Origin of the sequence: Herbaspirillum huttiense, from assembly GCF_004367745.1 — a bacterium.
In the GTDB taxonomy this organism is placed as follows: domain Bacteria; phylum Pseudomonadota; class Gammaproteobacteria; order Burkholderiales; family Burkholderiaceae_D; genus Herbaspirillum; species Herbaspirillum huttiense.
Map to the genome: position 1 here is coordinate 3,064,809 of NZ_CP037993.1, position 20,969 is coordinate 3,085,777.

At 64.1% G+C, this 20,969-nt stretch carries 19 protein-coding genes; 6 read left to right on the plus strand and 13 right to left on the minus strand.

The window, feature by feature from the left end; genetic code table 11:
- Nucleotides 1–4 precede the first annotated feature (4 nt).
- The gene (gene hpnE, locus E2K99_RS13810; protein ID WP_134222582.1) at nucleotides 5–1,333 is read left to right on the plus strand and encodes a hydroxysqualene dehydroxylase HpnE; all 1,329 of its coding nucleotides are present in this window, start codon (nucleotides 5–7) and stop codon (nucleotides 1,331–1,333) included.
- A 171-nt stretch (nucleotides 1,334–1,504) separates the two neighbouring features.
- Nucleotides 1,505–2,647 carry an alpha-hydroxy acid oxidase gene (locus E2K99_RS13815; RefSeq protein ID WP_034331575.1) on the plus strand — a complete coding sequence of 381 codons (1,143 nt, stop codon included), beginning with the start codon at nucleotides 1,505–1,507 and terminating at the stop codon, nucleotides 2,645–2,647.
- A gap of 78 nt (nucleotides 2,648–2,725) precedes the next feature.
- Here the strand turns inward: E2K99_RS13815 and E2K99_RS13820 are convergent, their stop codons facing one another.
- The 7 genes from E2K99_RS13820 to mltG form a co-directional block, all read right to left on the minus strand.
- Nucleotides 2,726–3,397, minus strand: a complete 672-nt coding sequence (locus E2K99_RS13820) for an ankyrin repeat domain-containing protein (RefSeq protein WP_034331576.1) — start codon at nucleotides 3,395–3,397, stop codon at nucleotides 2,726–2,728.
- Nucleotides 3,394–4,173 carry a TatD family hydrolase gene (locus tag E2K99_RS13825; protein WP_134222583.1) on the minus strand — a complete coding sequence of 260 codons (780 nt, stop codon included), beginning with the start codon at nucleotides 4,171–4,173 and terminating at the stop codon, nucleotides 3,394–3,396. The genes E2K99_RS13820 and E2K99_RS13825 overlap by 4 nt, the downstream gene beginning before the upstream one ends.
- A gap of 86 nt (nucleotides 4,174–4,259) precedes the next feature.
- A complete protein-coding gene (locus E2K99_RS13830) occupies nucleotides 4,260–4,808 on the minus strand; it encodes a response regulator transcription factor (RefSeq protein ID WP_034331579.1) in 549 nt (182 codons plus the stop codon).
- 37 nt (nucleotides 4,809–4,845) lie between these two features.
- The gene (locus E2K99_RS13835; protein WP_134222584.1) at nucleotides 4,846–6,174 is read right to left on the minus strand and encodes an ATP-binding protein; all 1,329 of its coding nucleotides are present in this window, start codon (nucleotides 6,172–6,174) and stop codon (nucleotides 4,846–4,848) included.
- A gap of 79 nt (nucleotides 6,175–6,253) precedes the next feature.
- Nucleotides 6,254–7,291: a DNA polymerase III subunit delta' gene (locus E2K99_RS13840; protein ID WP_134222585.1), complete on the minus strand. Its 1,038-nt coding sequence runs from the start codon at nucleotides 7,289–7,291 to the stop codon at nucleotides 6,254–6,256.
- A gap of 10 nt (nucleotides 7,292–7,301) precedes the next feature.
- Entirely contained in the window at nucleotides 7,302–7,910 is a 609-nt protein-coding gene (gene tmk / locus E2K99_RS13845; RefSeq protein WP_134222586.1) for a dTMP kinase, read from the minus strand.
- A gap of 46 nt (nucleotides 7,911–7,956) precedes the next feature.
- The gene (gene mltG / locus E2K99_RS13850; protein WP_039787874.1) at nucleotides 7,957–8,937 is read right to left on the minus strand and encodes an endolytic transglycosylase MltG; all 981 of its coding nucleotides are present in this window, start codon (nucleotides 8,935–8,937) and stop codon (nucleotides 7,957–7,959) included.
- A gap of 145 nt (nucleotides 8,938–9,082) precedes the next feature.
- On the opposite strand from mltG, the gene ygfZ reads away from it, so the two are divergent.
- From ygfZ to E2K99_RS13865, 3 genes are read left to right on the plus strand one after another with little or no spacing between them, the layout of a single operon-like run.
- A complete protein-coding gene (ygfZ, locus tag E2K99_RS13855; protein WP_134222587.1) occupies nucleotides 9,083–10,147 on the plus strand; it encodes a CAF17-like 4Fe-4S cluster assembly/insertion protein YgfZ in 1,065 nt (354 codons plus the stop codon).
- A gap of 44 nt (nucleotides 10,148–10,191) precedes the next feature.
- The gene (locus E2K99_RS13860) at nucleotides 10,192–10,491 is read left to right on the plus strand and encodes a DUF4936 family protein (RefSeq protein ID WP_121041467.1); all 300 of its coding nucleotides are present in this window, start codon (nucleotides 10,192–10,194) and stop codon (nucleotides 10,489–10,491) included.
- Nucleotides 10,482–11,330 carry an NRDE family protein gene (locus tag E2K99_RS13865; RefSeq protein ID WP_134222588.1) on the plus strand — a complete coding sequence of 283 codons (849 nt, stop codon included), beginning with the start codon at nucleotides 10,482–10,484 and terminating at the stop codon, nucleotides 11,328–11,330. The genes E2K99_RS13860 and E2K99_RS13865 overlap by 10 nt, the downstream gene beginning before the upstream one ends.
- Before the next feature lie 228 nt (nucleotides 11,331–11,558).
- Here the strand turns inward: E2K99_RS13865 and E2K99_RS13870 are convergent, their stop codons facing one another.
- The 6 genes from E2K99_RS13870 to E2K99_RS13895 all read right to left on the minus strand — a co-directional run bounded on the left by E2K99_RS13870 (nucleotide 11,559) and on the right by E2K99_RS13895 (nucleotide 19,389).
- Nucleotides 11,559–12,446 carry a glycerophosphodiester phosphodiesterase family protein gene (locus E2K99_RS13870; protein WP_134222589.1) on the minus strand — a complete coding sequence of 296 codons (888 nt, stop codon included), beginning with the start codon at nucleotides 12,444–12,446 and terminating at the stop codon, nucleotides 11,559–11,561.
- A 114-nt stretch (nucleotides 12,447–12,560) separates the two neighbouring features.
- Entirely contained in the window at nucleotides 12,561–14,651 is a 2,091-nt protein-coding gene (locus tag E2K99_RS13875) for a phosphocholine-specific phospholipase C (RefSeq protein ID WP_134222590.1), read from the minus strand.
- A 32-nt stretch (nucleotides 14,652–14,683) separates the two neighbouring features.
- Nucleotides 14,684–15,394, minus strand: a complete 711-nt coding sequence (locus tag E2K99_RS13880; protein ID WP_240733723.1) for an energy transducer TonB — start codon at nucleotides 15,392–15,394, stop codon at nucleotides 14,684–14,686.
- Between the two features lie 19 nt (nucleotides 15,395–15,413).
- The gene (locus E2K99_RS13885) at nucleotides 15,414–15,812 is read right to left on the minus strand and encodes an ExbD/TolR family protein (protein WP_134222592.1); all 399 of its coding nucleotides are present in this window, start codon (nucleotides 15,810–15,812) and stop codon (nucleotides 15,414–15,416) included.
- Nucleotides 15,809–16,534, minus strand: a complete 726-nt coding sequence (locus tag E2K99_RS13890) for a MotA/TolQ/ExbB proton channel family protein (protein WP_039787888.1) — start codon at nucleotides 16,532–16,534, stop codon at nucleotides 15,809–15,811. The genes E2K99_RS13885 and E2K99_RS13890 overlap by 4 nt, the downstream gene beginning before the upstream one ends.
- A gap of 53 nt (nucleotides 16,535–16,587) precedes the next feature.
- Nucleotides 16,588–19,389: a TonB-dependent receptor gene (locus tag E2K99_RS13895; protein WP_134222593.1), complete on the minus strand. Its 2,802-nt coding sequence runs from the start codon at nucleotides 19,387–19,389 to the stop codon at nucleotides 16,588–16,590.
- Nucleotides 19,390–19,808: 419 nt separating this feature from the next.
- On the opposite strand from E2K99_RS13895, the gene E2K99_RS13900 reads away from it, so the two are divergent.
- Nucleotides 19,809–20,918: a LacI family DNA-binding transcriptional regulator gene (locus E2K99_RS13900; protein WP_134222594.1), complete on the plus strand. Its 1,110-nt coding sequence runs from the start codon at nucleotides 19,809–19,811 to the stop codon at nucleotides 20,916–20,918.
- The last annotated feature ends 51 nt before the right edge of the window (nucleotides 20,919–20,969 follow it).

Sequence of the window (20,969 nt, forward strand, 5' to 3'; positions counted from 1 at the left end):
CCCGATGAACGCCCCGCGTCACTACGCCGTCATCGGTGCCGGCTGGGCCGGGTGCGCTGCTGCCGTGGCGCTGGCCGCCGGCGGCCATCGCGTGAGCCTGTTCGAAGCTGCCCGTACGCTGGGCGGCCGCGCGCGCCGGGTAGAACTGGACGAGCGCACGCTCGACAATGGCCAGCACATCCTGCTGGGGGCCTATCGCTCGACATTGGCGCTGATGAAGCAGGTCGGCGTCGATCCGGCCAGCGCCTTGCTGCGCCTGCCCTTGCAGATGCGCTATCCGCTGGCCACGGGGGCCGAGGGCATGGATTTCGTGGCACCCCGCCTGCCGGCCCCCTGGCATGTGGCCGTGGCGCTGCTGCGGGCCAAAGGGCTGGCGCGTGAAGACAAGTTGGCGCTGGCGCGCTTTTCCACCACGGCGCGCTGGATGGGCTGGCAGCTGCATCAGGATTGCAGCGTGGCCGAGCTGCTGGAACGTTATGAGCAGACCGCGCGCCTGATCCGGCTGATGTGGCGTCCGCTGTGCATCGCCGCGCTCAATACCGCGCCGGAACGGGCTTCGGCGCAAGTCTTCCTGAACGTGCTGCGTGACAGCCTGGGCGCGCGCCGCGCCGCCTCCGACATGCTGATCCCCCGCGTTGACCTGAGCGCATTGCTACCCGATGCGGCCGCGGCCTATCTGGGCAAGCGCGGCGGTCTGGTGCAGGCAGGCGTGGCCGTGGCACGCCTGCTGCCGGGCAATGACGAGGGCAGCTGGCGGCTGGAAGACCGCGCCGCTGAAAGCCTGGGCGAATTCGCCGGGGTGGTGCTGGCCACCGGCCCCGACGCCGTCGCCCAGTTGCTGGATGGTCTGCATGACACGGCGCTCCTGCAAGCACTGGAACACGAACCGATCACCACCTGCTACCTGCAATACCCGTCTGGCGTGCGCCTGCCCGCCCCGTTCCTGGCGCTGGCCGATGATCCGCAGCGCCAGGCCTGGGGCCAGTTCGTCTTTGATCGCGGACAACTGGGCGGTGAGGCAGGCTTGCTGGCCGTCGTCGTCAGCGCTGCCGGCCAGGCCATCGCCGAGGGCCACGCGGCACTGACTGCAGGCATCACACGCCAACTGGCCAGCGACTTCGGCGACGCGGCCCTGGCCACGCCCGGCTGGAGCCGCGTCATCACCGAAAAGCGCGCCACCTTCGCCTGCACACCCGGCCTGCAGCGGCCCGACAATACCGGCATGCCCGCCGGACTGGCACTGGCCGGGGATTATGTGGCAGGTGACTACCCTGCCACGCTGGAAGGCGCGGTGCGCAGCGGCATGGCGGCGGCGCGGCTGCTGGCGGCCTGACCGTAAAATTTTCATGGATGGCGGCAAAGGGATTCACCCCAAGCCCAGCGGGTATGCACTAGCATAACGGGCATTCTGCAGTCCTTTTGTCCGCAGCCCGATTCCGGTTCGTGTCTGCAAGCCCAACACAAGGCGGCCCTCGCCGCCCACCATAACAACGGAGAAAACACCATGCCGGTCATGACCTGTGTCGAAGACTTCCGCCTGCTGGCCAAGAAGCGCGTTCCCAAGGCTTTTTACGATTACGCCGACAGCGGCTCCTACACCGAGAGCACCTATCGCGCCAACACCAAGGATCTGGCCGCCTTGAAGCTGCGCCAGCGCGTTGCCATCAATGTCGATGAGCGCAGCACCCGCAGCACCATGATCGGCCACGACGTGACCATGCCGGTGGCCATCGCCCCGACCGGCCTGACCGGCATGCAATGGGCCAATGGCGAGATGCTGGGTGCCATCGCGGCCGAGAAGTTCGGCATTCCCTTCACCCTCTCCACGATGAGCATCTGCTCCATCGAGGACGTGGCCAGCGTGACCACGAAACCCTTCTGGTTCCAGCTCTACGTGATGCGCGACCGTGGCTTCGTGCAGTCCCTGATCGACCGCGCCAAGGCCGCCAAGTGCTCGGCCCTGGTACTGACGCTGGACTTGCAGATCCTCGGCCAGCGTCACAAGGACCTGAAAAACGGCATGTCCGTGCCCCCCAAGCTGACCCTCGACACCCTGCTCGACCTGGCCAGCAAGCCCGGCTGGGCGCTGCGTGCACTGGGCGGCCGCAAGACCTTCGGCAACCTGGCCGGCCACATCAAGGGCGGTGAAGGTGCCGGCGGCGTGCAGACACTGTCCAAGTGGACCGCCAGCCAGTTCGACCCGACCCTGAACTGGGAAGATGTCGCCTGGATCAAGCAGCAATGGGGCGGCAAGCTGATTCTGAAGGGCATCCTCGATGTGGAAGATGCCAAACTGGCCGTGCAAAGCGGTGCCGATGCCATCGTGGTCTCGAACCACGGTGGCCGCCAGCTGGATGGGGCCATGTCCTCCATCGAAGCCCTGCCCGCCATTGCCGAAGCCGTGGGCGACCAGATCGAAGTCTGGTTCGACGGCGGCATCCGCTCCGGCCAGGATGTGTTGAAGGCGGTCGCCCTGGGCGCACGCGGCACCATGATCGGCCGCGCCTTCCTCTACAGCCTGGGCGCCATGGGCGGCGATGGCGTGTCGCAGATGCTGGAAATCATGCGCAAGGAACTCGACGTCAGTATGGCCCTGACCGGTACCAAGGACATCAAGGACGTCGGTCCGCAGATCCTGGTGCGCTGAAGCAGCAGACCATGTAAAACGTCCCGGTCCACCGTGAGGTGGCCGGGACGTTTCCTTTTGCGGGACCGAATGTGCGGCTTACTGGCGCGGTTTGACGTTGAGCACGTCGATCACGCCCTCCTGCCCGTAGCGGCGGGCCAGGTCCATGGCAGTCAAGCCATCCTTGTTCTTGAGCGTGAGGTCAGCGCCGTTGTCGCGCAGCACTTCCACTGCCGCAACGCGGCCGCGCATGGCGGCCAGCATGACGGGCGTCATTTTGTCATCGGGGGACTCGGCATCGACATAGGCCGAGGCATCCAGCAGCAGCTTGACGATCTCGGAGCTGCCATTGATGGCGGCGTAATGCAGGGCGGTCCAGCCGGGACGGTTGACTTCGACCTCGCGCGCCAGCAACAGCTTGACCACCGGGATATTGCCGTAGAAGGAGGCCAGCATCAGCGGCGTGTCACCGTTGGTGGCCTGGGCTTCCAGGTTCACATCGGGCGCATTGACCAGCACGTCGAAAGCCTTCATCGAATCTTCGCGGATGGCCAGCATCAGGCCAGTATAGCCGCGCTTGGGCTCGATCAGGTTGGGCCCCATGCCGCGCTGCATCAGCTGCTTGAGGAAATAGACATTGTCCATGCGGATGGCCTGGAAATAATCTTCATACGCCCCCGCACGGGCGGCTCCCGGCAACAGCAGCGAGGTATAGAGGACGATACGGCCGATGCCGCCGAAGCGGGCGCGCAGCTTTTCCAGCAGGGTCATGGCTTGATTCCGAACAGCTTGAAGAAATTGTCAGAGGTCTGGCGCGCCACTTCGGCCGCGCTGATGCCGCGCAGGTCGGCGATGAATTCACCGACATGGCGCACGTAACCTGGCTCGTTGGTCTTGCCCCGGAACGGAACCGGTGCCAGGTAGGGCGAATCGGTTTCGATCAGCATGCGCTCCAGCGGAATGGTGCGGGCGACTTGCTGCAGGTCCTTGGCCGACTTGAAGGTGACGATGCCGGAGAAGGAAATGTAGAAACCCAGTTCAATGGCCGCATCGGCCACCGCCTGTGATTCCGTGAAGCAATGCATGACCCCGGCCACGCCGCCCGCCTTCGGGCTGGCACCTTCTTCCTGCAGGATGCGGATGGTGTCTTCCGACGCTGAGCGGGTGTGGATGATGAGCGGCTTGCCAGTCGCCCGAGAGGCGCGGATATGGGTGCGGAAGCGTTCACGCTGCCACTCCAGGTCACCCTGAAGGCGGTAGTAATCCAGCCCGGTTTCACCGATGGCCACGATGCGCGGATGGTCCGCCAGGCGGATCAGCTCGTCGAGCGTCGGCTCGGGGGTGTCTTCGTAGTCCGGATGCACGCCGACCGAGGCGTAGACGTTGGGATATTGTTCGGCCAGGGCCAGCACCTGCGGGAAATCCGGCAGGTCCACCGAGACGCACAGGGCATGGCTGACCTGGTTGTCGGCCATCTTGCCGAAGATCTCGGGCAAGCGCGCCGCCAGGTCGGGAAAATTGATGTGGCAATGGGAATCGATATACATGGCCGCTATTGTAAAGCCATGCCGACAGGCTGTCGCCCCTGCTTGCCGGGCGCTTACCTTTCGTTACAGAGCCCCGCGATGTCGGCTCAGCGTGCTACCGGCCGCTTGGCCAGCTTGCGCTGCAGGGTGCGGCGGTGCATGTTCAGCGCCCGTGCGGTGGAGGAAATATTGCCTTCATGCTCGGCCAGCACGCGCTGGATGTGCTCCCATTCCAGACGTTCCAGCGACAGCGGCGATGCCTCTTCCACCGGCAATACGGGCTCATCGACTGCCTCGCCTTCGGCCACGTACGACAGCGCCGACAGGATGGAATCCACATTGGCCGGCTTGGCCAGGTAGTTATCTGCGCCGGACTTGATGGCCTGCACCGTGGTGGCGATGCTGGCATAGCCGGTCAGCACCAGCAGGCGCGCCTCCGGCAACGCCTGCCGCAGCGGCCCGACCCATTGCAGGCCGGAATCCTTTTCCAGCTGCAGGTCAATGGTGACGTAGTCGAAACGCTCGCGGCGCGCGGCATCCAGGGCCTCTTCGCCGGTATGGGCGACGACGGCACGAAAGCCGCGCCTTGCCAGCGAACGTGCCAGCGTGCTGGCAAAGACGTCATTGTCATCGAGGATCAGGAAGGCGGCACTCATGGGGATATCCGTAAAACCAGAAGAATAGGATGGCGGTTCAGACCAGGGGGAAGCGCAACTGCGCGACCGTGCCCTGCCCCGGCGACGAGCGCAGCTTCAGCTTGCCGCCCAGGTGGGTGGCACTGGCCGTAGCCAGCATCAGTCCGATGCCGGAACCGCCCGAACTGCTGGCCACCGGCCCGTGGCCCAGGCGCTGCAACAGTTCCGGGCTGATGCCGGCGCCATTGTCGGAGACCTCGATGATGGCCATGGTGCGCCCCGGCTTGCCGGAGGCGGCAGGTGCGCCCTCGCCCGCCTCGGCCGGTGCCAGGCGGATGCGGATTTCGCCCTGGTGGCCGAGGCCGCGCACGGCATGGGCCGCATTGTCCAGCAAGGTCAGCAGGATCTGCGACAGGTCCTGCAACTGGCTGGCCTTCCAGCCCGGCTGATGCACCTCAGCCGCCAGCAACACGGCCGGATGGCGCAGCCGCCAGCCTTCCAGCAGGCTGGTGAGCCAGGGCGTGATGGGCGCGCTGTCTTCATTGCGCAACTGGGCATCGGCGTCGAGCCGCATGTTTTCCAATGCGGCCTTGCAGACGGCGATCTGTTCCTCGACCACCCGCACGTCTTCCTCATAGGCCGCCAGCGCGGGATTGCTGGCCATGTCGCGGCGCATTTCGCCAGCGATCACTGCTACCGTGGACAGCGGTGTATTGAGCGCATGGGCGGCACCGGCAGCCTGGGTGCCGAGAGCGACGATGCGATGGCTCTGCAGCTGGCGCTCGCGTGCCTGCGCCAGCTGGCCGTCGCGCAAGCGCACGGCCGCCGCGATACGGCTGACGAACCAGGTGATGAGCAAGGCCGAGATCGAGAAATTGATCCACATCCCGGCCAGGTGATAGGCCATCGCCTGCCCGTGGTCGTGGATGTGCAGCGGCTGGTAAAAGTACACCAGCCCCGAATAGCATCCCAGCGCACACAGTGCCAGCAGCAAGGCATAGGGCCAGGCCAGCGTGGCAGCGCCTGCCGCCAGTGCCGGCAGGTAGAAGGAAACGAAGGGGTTGGTCGAACCGCCCGAAAAATACAGCAGCGCCGTCAATACCGCCACATCCAGCAACAATTGCATGAACAGTTCGGCCTGCTCGGCCGGCCGAGCCCAGCGCATGCGCAGCCAGGTGGCAGCGTTGATGAGGGCCTGCAGGCCGATCAGGGCCAGCAGCGCCGGCAACGGCAAGGCGATATGCAGCCAGGCATGCGCCCCGGCCAGCACCAGCAGCTCGCCCGCCACCATGGCCCAGCGCAGCCAGAACAGCCGCGACAGCAACAGGTGCTGCGGCTGGTTCATCTGCTCGGAGACGGGAATGAAGAAGGAGGTCAGCGACATCATGCCGGAATTATACGGTCCGGCACGCCGCTTCCCGCCAGGCGCGGCGATTTGCCGCAGGCCCGGCCTGGTCGACGCGGCGTCAATCGAACAAGCGCGCGTAATCGATCAGCATTTCCTCAATGAACAGCTTGGCCGACAAGGGGTGATCCGCAATGGCGCGGCGATCGCCCATGCCGCGCAGGGCCTTGGACACGGCCAGCGCATCGACCCGCTCGGCCAGACGCCCCAGTTCCTTGCCATACCGCGGGTAGTAGCGCACCACCCCGGCCGACTTCAGCGACAGCAAATCATACAGCCAGCGCTGTACCCAGCCGACCAGGTCGGCGGCCGGCGTTTTCTGCAGCTTGTCGGCAGCGCGCAAGGCGCCGTCCACGCCGGGCTGGGCCAGGTGGCGCAGCAATTCATCCAGGGCATCACGGCCCTCGCCCTGGGCGGCTTCCAGCGCGGCCAGCGGTGCCCCGCCCTGCTCGGCCAGCCAGGCATCGGCATCCTTGACGCCCTGCTGCTTGAGCCAGGCCAGCGCTTCGTCATGGCCGGGCGCGGTCAGGGCGAACTTGCGGCAGCGCGACAGAATGGTCGGCAGCAGGCGGTCCAGGCGATTGGACAGCAGCAGGAACATGGTGCCCGGCGGCGGCTCTTCCAGCGTCTTGAGCAAGGCATTGGCGGCGGCGGTGTTGAGCGCTTCGGCCGGATACAGCATCACCACCCGCAAGCCCGAGCGGTGGGTGGAAACGTTCATGAAATCGGCCAGCGCACGGATCTGGTCGATCTTGATGTCCTTGGAGGGGGCCTTGCTGGCCTTGGCTGTTTTCTTTTCTTCACCTGCCTCGTCTTCGGCGGTCTCATCGTCCAGTACTTCAGGGCGCACGCGCCGGTAGTCAGGATGATTCGATTGCGAGAACCAGTTGCAGGAGGCACATACGCCGCAGGCATGAGCCTCTGGCGTGGGCGATTCGCACAGCAGGGACTTGGCGAAGGCTTCGACAAACTGCGTTTTGCCAGTACCGGCCGCGCCATAGAACAGCAGCGCATGCGGCAGGCGCTCACGCAGTTGCTGCAACTGACGCCAGCTCTCGCCCTGCCAGGGCAGCAAACCGTCGGAAGAAGTCACGGACATGCAGCCTCCCTCACAGCGCTGCCACGATGGCGCGCAGTTCTTCCTGGATCGCCGGGATGGGACGCGTGGAATCGATCAGGCGGAAACGCTGCGGGAACTGCGCGGCGCGGCGCAAGTATTCGGCGCGGGTGTTGGCGAAGAAATCGGCCTTTTCCTGCTCGAACTTGTCCAGCGTACGTTCGGCATCCAGCCGCGCCCGCGCCACTTCCAGCGGCACATCGAAGAGCAGCGTCAGATCCGGTTGCAGATGGGGATGGACCCACTGTTCGAGGCTGTCCAGCTTGTCCAGCGCCAGCTTGCGGCCGCCGCCCTGGTAGGCGAAGGTGGCATCGGTAAACCGATCCGAGATGACCCAGTCGCCGCGCGCCAGGGCCGGCTCGATGACCTGGGCCAGATGCTCGCGGCGCGAGGCGAACATCAGCAGGGCTTCGGTTTCCAGATGCATCTTGTGATGCAGGACCAGCTCGCGCAGGCGTTCGCCCAGGTCGGTGCCGCCGGGTTCACGGGTAGCGACCACAGTCATGCCGCGCTCGCGCAGCAGCTGGGTCACGAAAGGAATGTGGGTCGACTTGCCAGCGCCGTCGATGCCTTCGAAGGTGATGAATTTGCCTGATGCCATGAAGGTATCGCTACTCAATGAATAAAACGGTAAAAGGAAGACCGGCTCAACGCTGGTAGCGGTTCACGGCCTGGTTGTGTTCGTTCAGGTTGCTGGAGAAATGGCTGGTGCCATCCCCGCGCGCCACGAAGTATAAGGCTTCGGTCTTGTCCGGGTTCAAGGCGGCCGCCAACGAAGCGGCGCCGGGCAAGGCAATCGGCGTGGGCGGCAGACCGGCGCGCGTGTAGGTGTTGTAGGGGGTGTCGGTGAGCAGGTCGACCTTGCGGATCTTGCCCTGGTAACGGTCGCCCATGCCATAAATCACGGTCGGATCGGTCTGCAGCAGCATGCCGGTGCGCAGGCGATTGACGAAAACCCCCGCCACCATGCCGCGCTCCGATTTCTGCCCGGTCTCCTTCTCGACGATGGAAGCCATGGTCAGCGCCTCATAAGGCGTACGGTACGGCAGCGACAGGTCGCGCCGCGCCCAGGCTTCGTTGAGCTTCTTGCTCATGAGGGCGAAGGCCTGTTTGTAGACCTGCATATCGCTGGCCCCCTTGGCGAAGAGGTAGGTATCGGGAAAGAACAGTCCTTCCGGATAGGTGTATTCGTTGGTCAGCTTGGCCAGGATCTGCTGGTCGGTCCAGGTGGCGGTATCGTGCTTGAGAGCGGGCTGGTCGGCGATGGCTTTGCGCATCTGCTTGAAGGTCCAGCCTTCGATGACGGTCAGCGCTTCCTGGGCGAATTCCCCGCGCACCAGTTGCAACAGCAGGCGCTGCGGCGTGTAGCCGGGCTTGATTTCATAGCTGCCGGCCTTGATCCGGCCGCCTTCGCCGGACAGGCGCGCATACAGCGCAAACAGGTCCGGATTGACCGGCACCCCGGCCGCGGCAATCTGCTGGGCAGCGCCGTTGACGCCTGCGCCCGGCGTGATGGTGAAGGCAATCACTTGTCCGTTCGGCTCCACGATGGGCTGCTTGGACCAATAGACGCCTGCCCCCGCCACCAAGGCTGCCAGCACCAGCAATGTCACAAATAACTTCTTCATACCAGAGGCGAAATCCTTGTTGCTCCGACGCGATTTTTCGGAGATCACTATAATCGAGGCATCAATGATAATCGCTGGCACGACAGTTGCCTAATTTGCCGGACCGACCGACCCGGCAAGACGTAATCCGTAAAAGATTTCCTTTATGACAGACATGACTTCTTCGCCCTCCGGCTGGCGTGACTTTCTGGCGCAACAAGGCGCCCAGTTCGACGCCGAGAGTGGCGACATCACGGGCTTTGGCCCGACCGCCCCTGCACCGCAAAGCCTGGAAAGCTTCATGGCCCCGCTCACCAGCCTGGGCCTGATCACAGCCACCGGCGAGGACGCCGCCAGCTTCCTGCATGGGCAGCTCACCAATGATGTGCAACAGCTCGACAGCAGTGCGGCCCGCCTGGCCGGCTATTGCTCGCCCAAGGGCCGTCTGCTGGCGACCTTCCTGATATGGCGCGACGAGCAGGCCATCTGGCTGCAACTGCCGCGCAGCCTGCAGCCCGCGATCCAGAAGCGTTTGCAGATGTTCGTGATGCGTGCCAAGGCAAAACTGGCCGATGCCAGTGCCGAACGTGCCGTGCTTGGCCTGGTCGGCCCGGCCACGGCCAATGCCCTCGCTGAGTGGTTCCCGGTCTTGCCGGCGGCCCCCTACGCCAAGATCGACAACAGCCACGGCACCCTGATCCGCCTGGCCGATGCTGCCGGGAGCCCGCGCTACCAGTGGATCGCGCCGGTCGCCATCCTCACCGCCGCCTGGCCCAAGCTGGCCCAGCATCTGACCCCGACGGCCAGCCTGGCCTGGCGGCTGTCGGAGATCCGTGCGGGCGTGCCGGGGATCGTGCAAGCCACGCAGGAGCAGTTTGTCCCGCAGATGATCAATTTCGAACTGATCGGGGGCGTCAACTTCAAGAAGGGCTGCTATCCCGGCCAGGAAATCGTGGCGCGCAGCCAGTACCTGGGCAAGCTCAAGCGCCGTACCATGCTGGCCACCATTGCCAGCGCCGAGGCACGCGCCGGGCAAGAAGTCTTCGCTGCCGCCGATCCCGGGCAGCCCTGCGGCATGGTGGTCAATGCCGAAGCGCTGGATGCGGAGCACGCACTGGCTCTGGTGGAAATGAAACTGGCCGCTGCCGAGGATGCCGTCCATCTTGGTGCCGCCGATGGCCCGGCCCTGCATTTCCACGCCCTTCCCTATGAGCTGGCCGATCCGCAGTAAGCGGCGCGCCGCCTGAGCCACACCGCAGCCATAGGGACGTATCCATGGATCTCTACATTTACTATCGGGTCGACAGCGCGCACGCGACCACCCTGTTCGGCAAGATCAAGGGCGTGCAAGCCATGCTGCAAGCGCGCCTGGGCATCGCCGGCGCGCTCAAGCGGCGTCCGGGCGAACAAGACGGCTTGCAGACCTGGATGGAAATCTACCAGGGCATCCTGCCCGCTTCCGCTGAGGACTTCACCCGGACCCTGGACCGCGCGCTCGCAGATTCCGGCGCAGCGGCGCTCATCAGCGGCGAACGCCACGTCGAGCACTTCGAGGATGTCGCGCCATGTGCCTGATCATCTTCGCCTGGAAAGTGATCCCCGGCATGCCGCTGATCCTGGCGGCCAACCGGGACGAGTTCTATGCCCGCCCCGCCGCCGATGCCGGCTGGTGGAACGACCACCCCCACATTTACGCCGGGCGCGACCTGCAAGGCGGCGGTACCTGGCTGGGCGTGACCCGGGACGGACGTTTTGCGGCGCTCACCAATGTGCGCGCGCCTTCGGAGCGTCGGGCCGATGCGCCCACACGCGGGCAACTGGTAGCCGACTATTTGGCCAGCGACCTCGATCCGCAAGCCTACTTGCGCCAGATCGAACCGCAAGCGCAACGCTACAACGGCTTCAACCTGCTGCTGGGCAACCGGGAAACGATGGTGTGGTATTCCAACCGGGGGCAGGAGGATCCGCGCAACGGACAGCCTTTGGAGTATGGCGTCTACGGCGTCTCCAACGCCTTGCTCGACACCCCCTGGCCCAAGCTGACCCGCGCCAAGGCCCAATTCGCCAGCCTGCTGTGCCAGGGCGCGCCGGAAGAGACCTTCTTCGAGATGCTCACTGATGGCACCCGCGCCAATGATTGCCGCTTGCCCGATACTGGAGTGGGACTGGAGAAGGAGCGCATGCTCTCACCCATCTTCATTCGCTCCCCGGATTACGGCACTCGCTGCTCGACGGTGCTGCGCGTGCCCATCGTCGGTGAGCCGGTGCTGACCGAGCACGTGGTCGATCCTATGGCAATGCAATATAGTGCCGAGCCGGCCACGGACAAGGCTTGCAAGATTCCGTGCAAACCACGTGTGCAGGAAGCTTCACCAGAAGACGGGCTGCAGGGTGAAACCACACGCCCGGCGTGATGATTCGGCTTCACATGAGCCCATCGAGAAATAAGCAAATCGAATATCTGATATACGAAAGATAAATTGGCTGAATTTGGTGCGGAGCAGTAAAGTTGCACCTGTCTCCTCCAATTTCCTCCTAAAGAATTGGATTGAAGCCCACACCGCAAGGTCGTGGGCTTTTTTTTTCGTCCATACCTGGCGATACCGGGCCAACGGGATTGCTCCCGCCGCCCGGTGCCGCTCTCAACGCAACTTCTTGCGCTTCAACCAGGCCAGCAATCGCTGCGGTTCATCAGTCTGGATGATGCTCACCCCGCTGGCGATGAGCTTGCCCCACACTTGCTCGGGATGAACCACCGCCACCGTATCGAGGTAAGGTCCGGCAAGATCCATGGGCCGGCCGCTGTCGATGTCGATCGCCATGGTGTTGACCAGCAGGCGTACCGGCCTGCGCCCGATCGCCTGAACCGTCTCACCGACCACGGCAGGATCACGGAAGATGATCTGCAACACCGTCGGCTCCTGCCGGGCCATGGTTTGCAATTGCCCGCTGCGCGCTGATGCTCCGGTCTTTTCATCGAAATACAGCGTCTGCACGGCAATGCCCAGCGAACGCGCCCAGGACACCTGCTGTGCATCGACACCCGCATTGATGTTCAGCAGCACGTCGCGCGCAGTATCCGTCTCCAGGATCGCCGCCACCATCGGCCCGATGTCCGCCGCCTTCACATCCAGATTGAGCAGGATGCGCCCGCGCGCCGCAGCCAGCGCTTCTTGCAGCGTAGGCACCCGGCGCGCGGTCAGGGACGCGCCTTTGCCACCGCCGCGCGCATACAGCCGCAGGGCCTGAATCTCGGCCAGCGTGAGGTCGGCCACCGCACCATGTCCGTTGGTCGTACGATCCACGGTCTCATCGTGCATCAGCACCAACGCGCCATCGCGCGTGGTGCGGACATCGATTTCTCCGATATCGATGCCTTCGGCGATGCAGCGACGGATGCCATCGAGCGAATTCTCCGAGGTTTCAGTCCAGCAGCTGCGGTGCGAGGACACCAGCACCGGGCCGGTCGCGGTGGTCAGCGCCGACTGACGCCAGGCAAGGGGTGCTGCTTGTGCGAGAGCTTGATCCATGAGCAGGCAAAAGGTACAGGTGAGGAGAAAACGGCCAAGAGAATGCATGAAAACTTCCTGGTAGATGAATGAATGTAAAAATGGACTGTCCTGAAATGACCCATGAAGAAATGACTAGGTGACGAAGAAGGACGGACGCCCGGTCTCCACATGGCCCGCCAGGCGGCGCGCAAAACCCGGCCTGTCCTCGCTCTGGACCAGCAGGTCGTACCAGTGGTGACTGTTTTGCAGCGGCCATCGCAGCGTGGCCGACTGCCCCGGTGCCAGCGCAGCCGTACGCGCAGGCTGCCCGTAGGCCTGATCCCGCAGCACCAGGCGCACGGCTTGCGCACCCGGATTGGACAAGGCCAGTACCAGCTCGCCACGCTCGCCGTCATGGCGCACCTGCACTACCGGCCCGGCATCACCGCCAGCGTCCAGGCTGCCGCGCAGCTCGCGCAGGAAACCGTTGGGGCCGTACACCTTCAGGTCGTAGACGCCCGCCGGCCCGACGCCGCGCCATTGCGTCGTCAGTGCCTTGCCCGGCTGTACGGTGAAGGTCTGGTAGCGTTCGCTCTCCTGACGGGCATACACCTGATAGACCACACCCGCCTTGCCGGGGTTGAGGAACTCCAGCTGCAGAGCGCCCCCTTGTGGCAGCGGCCGGTCATCCACCGCCAGCACATACGGCAAGGCCCGCGCCGGCCGCATGCCGCGCTCCTGCTGCGGCATCATCGGACTGGCAGGCGCAACGGGTGCGGGCAGGCGGGCCTGCGCATCCGACAGCGCGCGATAGGCCGAGGTGTCGGGCAAGACCGGACTGGCCACGTCGCGGCGACTGAAATCGAAGGCCGAGGTCAGATCCCCGCACACCGCGCGCCGCCATGGGCTGATGTTGGGTTCGTGCACATCGAAGATCTGCTCCAGGAAACGGATGACCGAGGTATGGTCGAACACTTCCGAGCACACATAGCCGCCCTTGGACCAGGGCGAGATCACCATCATCGGCACCCGTGCCCCCAGCCCGGCGGGCAGGTCATCGGCCGGGTTGACGTAGTCGCCCAGCCGATGGAATTCGCCGCTGACCTCTACCGTGGACTGCCCCTGCCCCGCATGCAGCGGCGGCGTGGGCGGTGCCACGTGGTCGAAGAAGCCATCGTTCTCGTCGTAGTTCACCAGCAGTACGGTGCTGCTCCACAGCGCCGGATTGGCGGTGAGGATGTCCAGCACCTGGCTGATGTAATGCGCGCCGTAGCCGGGAGTGCGGTCAGGATGCTCGCAACTGAGCTTGGGCGGCATCAGCCAGGATACCTGCGGTAGCGTGCCGCCGTTGACATCACGCGCCAGGTCGGCCAGCGTGAACTTGCTGCAGGCCTTCTGCCACAACGGCGAATCGGGCGCGGCATTCTGGTACTGCGCGAAAAAATACTGCAGCACGTTGAAGTCGCTCGGATAGTCGCCGTGGTCCTTGTGCAGGTCATCGGTCCCCTGATACACCTTCCACGACACGCCATGCTGCTCCAGCCGCTCCGGATAGGTGGTCCAGCGGAAGCTGTCGGCACCGTTGCGGCGCTCGCCCGGCACCCCGGACCAGCTGCCGGTACGCGGCTGGAAGGTCATGGGTCCACCTGCCCTGCCCTGCAGGTCGATGCCGCCGCTCATCATGTGAAAGCGATTGGGATTGGTCGACCCCAGCACCGAGCAGTGATAGGCATCGCAAATGGTGAAGGCATCGGCCAGCGCGTAGTGGAAAGGCAGGTCTTCGCGCGTGAAGTAGGCCATGGTCACGGTGTCCTTCTTGGCCTCGATCCACTTGTCATAGTCGCCGCGGTTCCAGGCCGCGTGCTGATCCTTCCAGGCATGCGGCAGATTGCCGCCGGCGCGCCCGGCACTGGTGGTGGCCATCTCCATGCGATACGGCAGCACCAGCCGGCCCTGCGGATCGCGCTGGTGGAACACCGGACTGCCGTCCGGCAAGGGACGCGGGATAGGATCAGCGAAGCCGCGCACGCCCTTCAAGCAGCCGAAATAATGATCGAAGGACCGGTTCTCCTGCATCAGGATCACCACGTGTTTCACATCCTTGATGGTGCCGGTCGGTGACGAGGGGGCCACTGCCAGCGCCTTGCGGATGCTGGCTGGCAAGGCCGTCAGTGCCAGCGCCGCGCTGCCGGTGCGGGCAGCATTCTTGAGGAAATGGCGGCGGCCGGGGGATTTTCTGTTCATCGGCGAATCTCGCAATCTTCGTATTGTTACGCTCAGTTCAGACTGAAGCGCAGTTCGACCTCACCCAGCACCGGCTCATCGGTGCGTGAGAACTTCCATTGCATCAACGCCTTGGTCGCGGCCTGGTCGAACAGCTTGGGCGGCTGCGCGCGCACGATCTGCACGGCGCTGACCGAGCCATCCTTCTCGATGGTCAGGTGGGCCACCACCACACCTTCGGTATTGCTGGCCAGGGCTTTAGGCGGGTAGTCCGGCTCAACCCGCTTCAGCGGTACCAGACCGCGCCGTACCTCGCCGGGCTGGGCCTTGGGCGCAGGCGCCGCCGGTGCCGGCGGCGTACTGGGCGCAGCGGCAGCAGGGGCAGGCTGACTGGGAGACACCGGGGCCGGCGCCTCCTGAGACGGTGCGCTCGGTGCGGGCACCACCGGAGCCGGCTTCGGCGTGGGCGCTGGCTTGGGCGGGACCGGTTTGGGCCGCGGCCTGGGCGTCGGAGGTACCGGTGTCGGCGGTGTGGGCGCAGGCAACGGCGGTGCCTCGGCAATGCTCACCAGCTTCATCACCTTGACCGGTTCGGGTGGAGGTTCGGGCACCTGTGCCTTGGGCCAGGCCAGCAGCACGATGGCGCATTCGACCGCCACCGCCACGCCGACCGCCAGCGGCCAGCGCAGGGCGCTGCCGGCGGGTACGGCGGGTGGCTGATCCTGCCAGGAAGATGACGGCGCGGCGGACCGCGGCAGGGTCATGGAATGACGCATATCCACCTCAATGCTTGGCCGCAATGCCGATGTCTTCGACCCCGGCAGCGCGGGCCACATCCATCACGTGCAGCAGGTTTTCCAGCGATACATCCTTGTCGCCCGCCACCAGCACTTCCAGCTTGGCGGTCCGGGCGCGCTCTTTCAGTTGGTCAACCAGCGCATCATGCTCGACCGGCTTGCCTTCGAAGAACATGGCCCCCGTCTTGTCCACCACGATGGTGAGCGACTTGCTGGGCAGCGTGGCGGCACTGGCGGCTTGCGGAACGTTGATCTTGAGTCCGCTCACATCGATCATCTTGAGCATCGTCACCATGAAGAAAATGAGCAGGAACATCATGATGTCGATCATCGGGATGATCTCGATATGCGGCTCATCCGACTGCAGGTAGCGGGTGCGGCTCATGATGCGGCTCCGGCATAGACGACCTCGGCGGCGCGCTTGATGACGGGCTTGCCCTGCCCGGCGGCTGGCGACTCTCCGGCCTGACGCACCACGATGGATTCTTCCAGCAGACAGTGCTGCTTGATGAAGACCAGCTTGATCAGATCCAGCTCCAGCAGCGCCAGGCGCACTCGCTTGGAGAAGTAACTATTGGCCGCCACCCCGGCGATGGCCACCAGCAAGCCACAGCCCGTGGCCAGCAAGGAGTGGCCGATCCCGTTGGTGACCGCCCCGCTGCTGCTGCCGGCGGTGCCCAGCACGTTGAAGGATTCGGTGATGCCGATGATGGTACCGAGCAGGCCGATCAGCGGGCCCAGCGTAATGGCCGCACCCAGCAGCCACAGTGCGCGGTCCAGTTCGGGCATGGTCCGTACGATGGCCTCGTCGATGTAACGATCCATGGCCTCGCCCGAGGCCAGTGCACGCGACTCCACGGCCGCATGCAGGGTCGGGCCGAAGACCGTGTTGCGATAGCGCTGGGCGATCTCCTGCAAGGCGGCGTCGCTGCGGTGATCGGCGCGCAGCAGCGCCTGGTCGATCTGCTTGCCCGACGGCAGGCAGCGGGCAAAGAAGATGAAGCGCTCGACCGAGACGGCCAGCACGACCAGCAGCAACAGGGCCAGGACGGGAATGATGCCCATCGATTGGCGGCTCAGTTCCAGGAGTTGTTCAAGATTGGACATGGCGTTTCCTTACAGGGGGGAGGTACAAAGGGTGAGTCAAACAAAACAATGCATCACAGGTTCTTGGGGCTGTAGTTCACTCCGAGCCAGATCATCCGGCCCATGGAGAAGGTGTCCTTGAGCTGGTCCTTGTTGGGACCAGTGACGCTGGTCACCGGCGAATTGGTCAGGTTGGCCACCTCGGCAAAGGCGCGCCAGCCACCGCCCAGGTCGTAACGGGCCTGCAGGTCGATCTGCTTGCGGGCCTGCCAGTAGACATCCTGGCTGGGCAGGCTGGCGTCGACCAGGCGCAGGCTGCGGCCGGTCCAGTTGTAGGCGGCCGAAAGATCCAGCTTCTGGTAGTTGTAGAACACGGTAAGGTTGCGGATCTGGTCGGGCTGGTTGACCAGGTTCTGGATGGTGCGCGTACCGCCACTGCTGGTGGCGGCGTTGAGCCGGCCATCCAGGAAACTCAGGTTTGCGCTGAAGCCCAGGCCTTGCAGGGCCGGGCTGATCCAGCCCAGCGAACTCTGCACGTAACTCAGTTCCACGCCGTTGATACGCGAGCTGGAGGCATTGACCGGCTGGGTGATCGAGGCCGCACGGGTCGCGCCGTTGTAGAACAGAGTGCCCTGGCTGGAAAGGGTGTAGATCTCGTTCTTGATCTTCTTGTTGAACACCGCCAGCGACACCAGGCTGGAATTGGGCAGGTACCACTCGGCCGAGGCATCGAGGTTGGTCGATTCGCGCGGCTTGATGTCCGGATTGCCCTGGGTCACGGTGACCGAGCCATCGGTGTTCTGGCTGATCGTGGTGTTGGGCGCATAGGCATCGTAGTTGGGACGGCCGATGGTCTGGCTCGCCGCCAGCTTCAGCTTGACGGCATCGGTGGCGCTGAAGACCAGCGACGCTGCCGGCAGCAGATAGTTGTAACTGGAATCCTTGGTCTGCGACACCCAGGTGGTGCTGCCATTGCTGACGTTGCGCACATTGCCGGTGGTGGAAAGATTCGTATTGTCCTGGCGCAGCCCAAACAATGCGCTCCAGCGATCGGTGCGGTAGGCCCCCATCGCATACAGAGCCGCGGTCTGTTCACTGTGCGAGTAATTGCTCTGCAGGCTGTTGACACTGTTGGCGCTGCTGGCGGCGATCTGTCCCTGGTTGGCCGCGAACTGCTGCCAGGCCTGGGCACCGTTGACCAGGATGAAGGGCAAGCCGCCGCTGTAGGGCATGATGGTGCCGGATACCGAACCGTTGCCCGCCAGCGTCAGGCCACCGGAAGTCGGGTTGTACTGGTTGACCACAGAGTCATAGCTGTGCTCCAGGCGGCGATAATCGACGCCCACGCCCGCACCCAGGCCACGGGCATCCTGGTCCATGTTCCAGCGGTAATCCAGCTTCACGTCGCCGACCTGATCATCGATGCTGACCATTTGCGTGTCCCAGTAATAGGCCTGCCAGTTGTTCAGGTTGGTGAAGTTGGAAGGATTGTTCAATGCAACCGAAGGCTCGAAACCGGATGTGTTGTAGCTCATGCCGAGCGCATTGGTGCCGCTCAGGACCGGTGCCGATCCCGCACCCGGATAGGCGAAGTTGGCGAAGATGTACTTGGCCCGCTCGCGCGGCTCGCGGTGCTGGGCTTGCGAGTAGGAAGAACGCAGCGAGAGCACCTGGCTGTCGTCCAGCTTCCAGTCCAGACCGCCCTGCAGGGCCGAGGTGGTGCGCTTGATGGTGGAGGCAGCATAGCCGGCTTCGGCCTCGCCGCGCGCGAACTGCCCGCTGGTGGCGGTCTGGTTCAGGACCGGATTGTTGCCGGTGCTGCGGCTGTCGTCGATGAAGGTTTCATTGCGCAGGATGTGGGTGGAATCGCTGTTGTAGCCAAAGCCCAGGAAGCCGTAGACATCCGGGGTGAAGCGCCCTTCCAGCTTGGCATTGAAGCCGCTGGTCTCGCTGTTCTTGAGGTGCTGCCAGTACTTGAACTGCTGCGGCACCGGGAAACCGTTGCCGGTGTTGGGCCCGCCGGATGCCGCCGGATTGGCGATGCTGCCGTTGGCGTTGTAATAGTTGTAGAAGATGTTGTCGGTGGTCATGTGACCGATGGAGACCGTGTTTTCCTTCTCGAAATTGGCCGAGATCACGTAGCCGAAACGATTGTCCGGACCAAAGGTGTTGCTGAAGGTGACATCCGACTTCTTGGCCAGACCCTCCGCGCCCGAGGCTACCTTGCCGCTGCCGCCGGCATGGCCGAGGGCACCGGTGGCGCTGAACATGGGTTTGCCGCCGTTATCGAAAGCGCTGCGGCTGACGATGTTGACCGAGCCGCCGACCGCATTGGGATCCATGTCCGGTGTCCAGGTCTTGAAGACCTGCACTTCCTTGACCATCGAGGCCGGCAGCATGTTGGTACGGGCGCTGCGGGTAGTCTGGTCGACCGAGGCCAGTGGCGCGCCGTTCATGGTGACGTTGTTGTAGCTGCCATCGAGACCGCGAATGGCGATGAACTGGGCCTTGTCCCGACCGTTCACATTATCCGGGTTGAAACTGACCGATACGCCAGCCACGCGCTTGACCACATCGGTCACCGTGGAATCCGGCAGGCGCTCCACCTGCTCGCGGGTCACGCTGTCCATCACACGCTCTTCCACCTGCTTGCCGGCCACCGCCGCACTGGTCTGGCTGCGCTTGCGCGTGACCACCACGCTGTCGAGGCGCTTGACGCTCCCATCCTGGGCTGCCGGCACGCCATCGGCCTGGGCCGTGGCAGCAGGCGGGGCGGCGTCATCGGCTGCCCGCGCCAGTAGCGGCAACACCGACAGCATCGCCAGGCTCATCAAAGACAAACGTCGGTATTGCGGACTTCCACTGCGGTAAGACATGGTATTCCCCTGAAAATCAAGTCGTGGCGAGAAGGCGTGCGCATCCGGATCAGCCACGGCGGCGGGATGCGAAGCGGGCTATCATTTATAGAACGTTCTAATTTCAGAAAGAAAAAAATGGCAGTCTTTACTATAAGCCCCTGCCATTATTCTTTTTTAGCAACTTTATTTCAGTTGCTTTACATTAGAACGTTCTAATAGACTCGTATTTTCTCGAAGATTTGTGACCTCGTGATTACATCCGATGCCCTTGTCGCAAAAACATTTTTGGCGGAGAGCCGGTCCGGTTGTGCATGGCGTCATATATGATTGCGCAGCGCGGCACGCTCTTGCGCCGCTGCAACCCGACGCCGACCTGACATGACTTGCCTGCTCCGCCCCTCCCCCTCCTCGCTGCGCTTGCGCCAACCGCCCCGTTCATGAGTCGCCTCACCATCAAGGATGTCGCCAAGGCGGCCGGTGTCAGTTTCCAGACCGTCTCGCTGGTGCTGAACCACCCGGAGAAAGTCGCCCCGAGGACGCGCGAGCTGGTGCAAGCGGCCATCGATTCGCTCAATTTCATCCCCAACGTGGCCGCCCGCTCGCTGCGCAACATTTCCACGCGCACGCTGGCCTGCGTGATGTTCAATGGTTCGTCCTACGACGAACGCTCCGAGCGCACCCAGGACACCCACTATCACAACGTGGTGCAGACCCTCACCCGCGCAGCCGATCGCGCCGGCTATACGCTCCTGCAACGCAATCTGATGCGCGAAGACGAAGCCTCGCTGGTCTATGTGCGCGACCTGTTCCTGGCCGGACGCATCGACGGCATGATTGCCATGGTCAATCGCGCCGGCAATCCGGTGGTGAATGAATTGCATCGGCTGGGCTACCCCTGCGTGGTCTATGGCATGGCCGACCCGGCTTGTCACCACGTCGTGCAATCGGACCGGCAGGCCGGGCTGGCCGTGGTCGAACACCTCTATCGCACCGGCTGCCGCCGCATCGCCCTGGTCACCGGGCCGCAAAAGGATCACGAACAAGGAAAATCGCGCGAAGAAGGCGTGCCCACTTCCAGCGAAGCACGCTATTTCGGTTATCTCGACGGACTGGAAAAATGTGGCCTGACGCCGCGCCCGGAATGGTTGGTCACCGGTGACTGGTCTCTGGAGAGCGGCTATCGCGCAGCCGCCCAGCTCTGTCACCAGTCCGAGCGTCCGGACGCCATCTTCCTCGGCAATGACCGCATGGCGCTGGGCGCGCTCAAGGCGCTCTACGACCTTGGCGTGAAGGTGCCGCAAGAGATCAGCGTGGTGGGCTTCGACAACATGCGCTATGCCGACTTCAGCATCCCGTCCCTCACCAGCGTGGACGCGCCCATGCTGGAGATGTGCGAGTTTGCCGTGAAGCTGCTGCTGGAACGCATCGAGCTGCGCCAGGAGCAGCGCAACCAGTCCGGTGATGCGGCCGCCGCCCAGGCGGCCCTGGTGCAGAAGATGTTCTCGACGCACCTGGTGATCCGCGACAGTACCCGCCCGGTCATGTGAAACATCCTGCCCGTCAAGGCCGCGCACGCTGCCGCCTCACTCTCTTCCGGC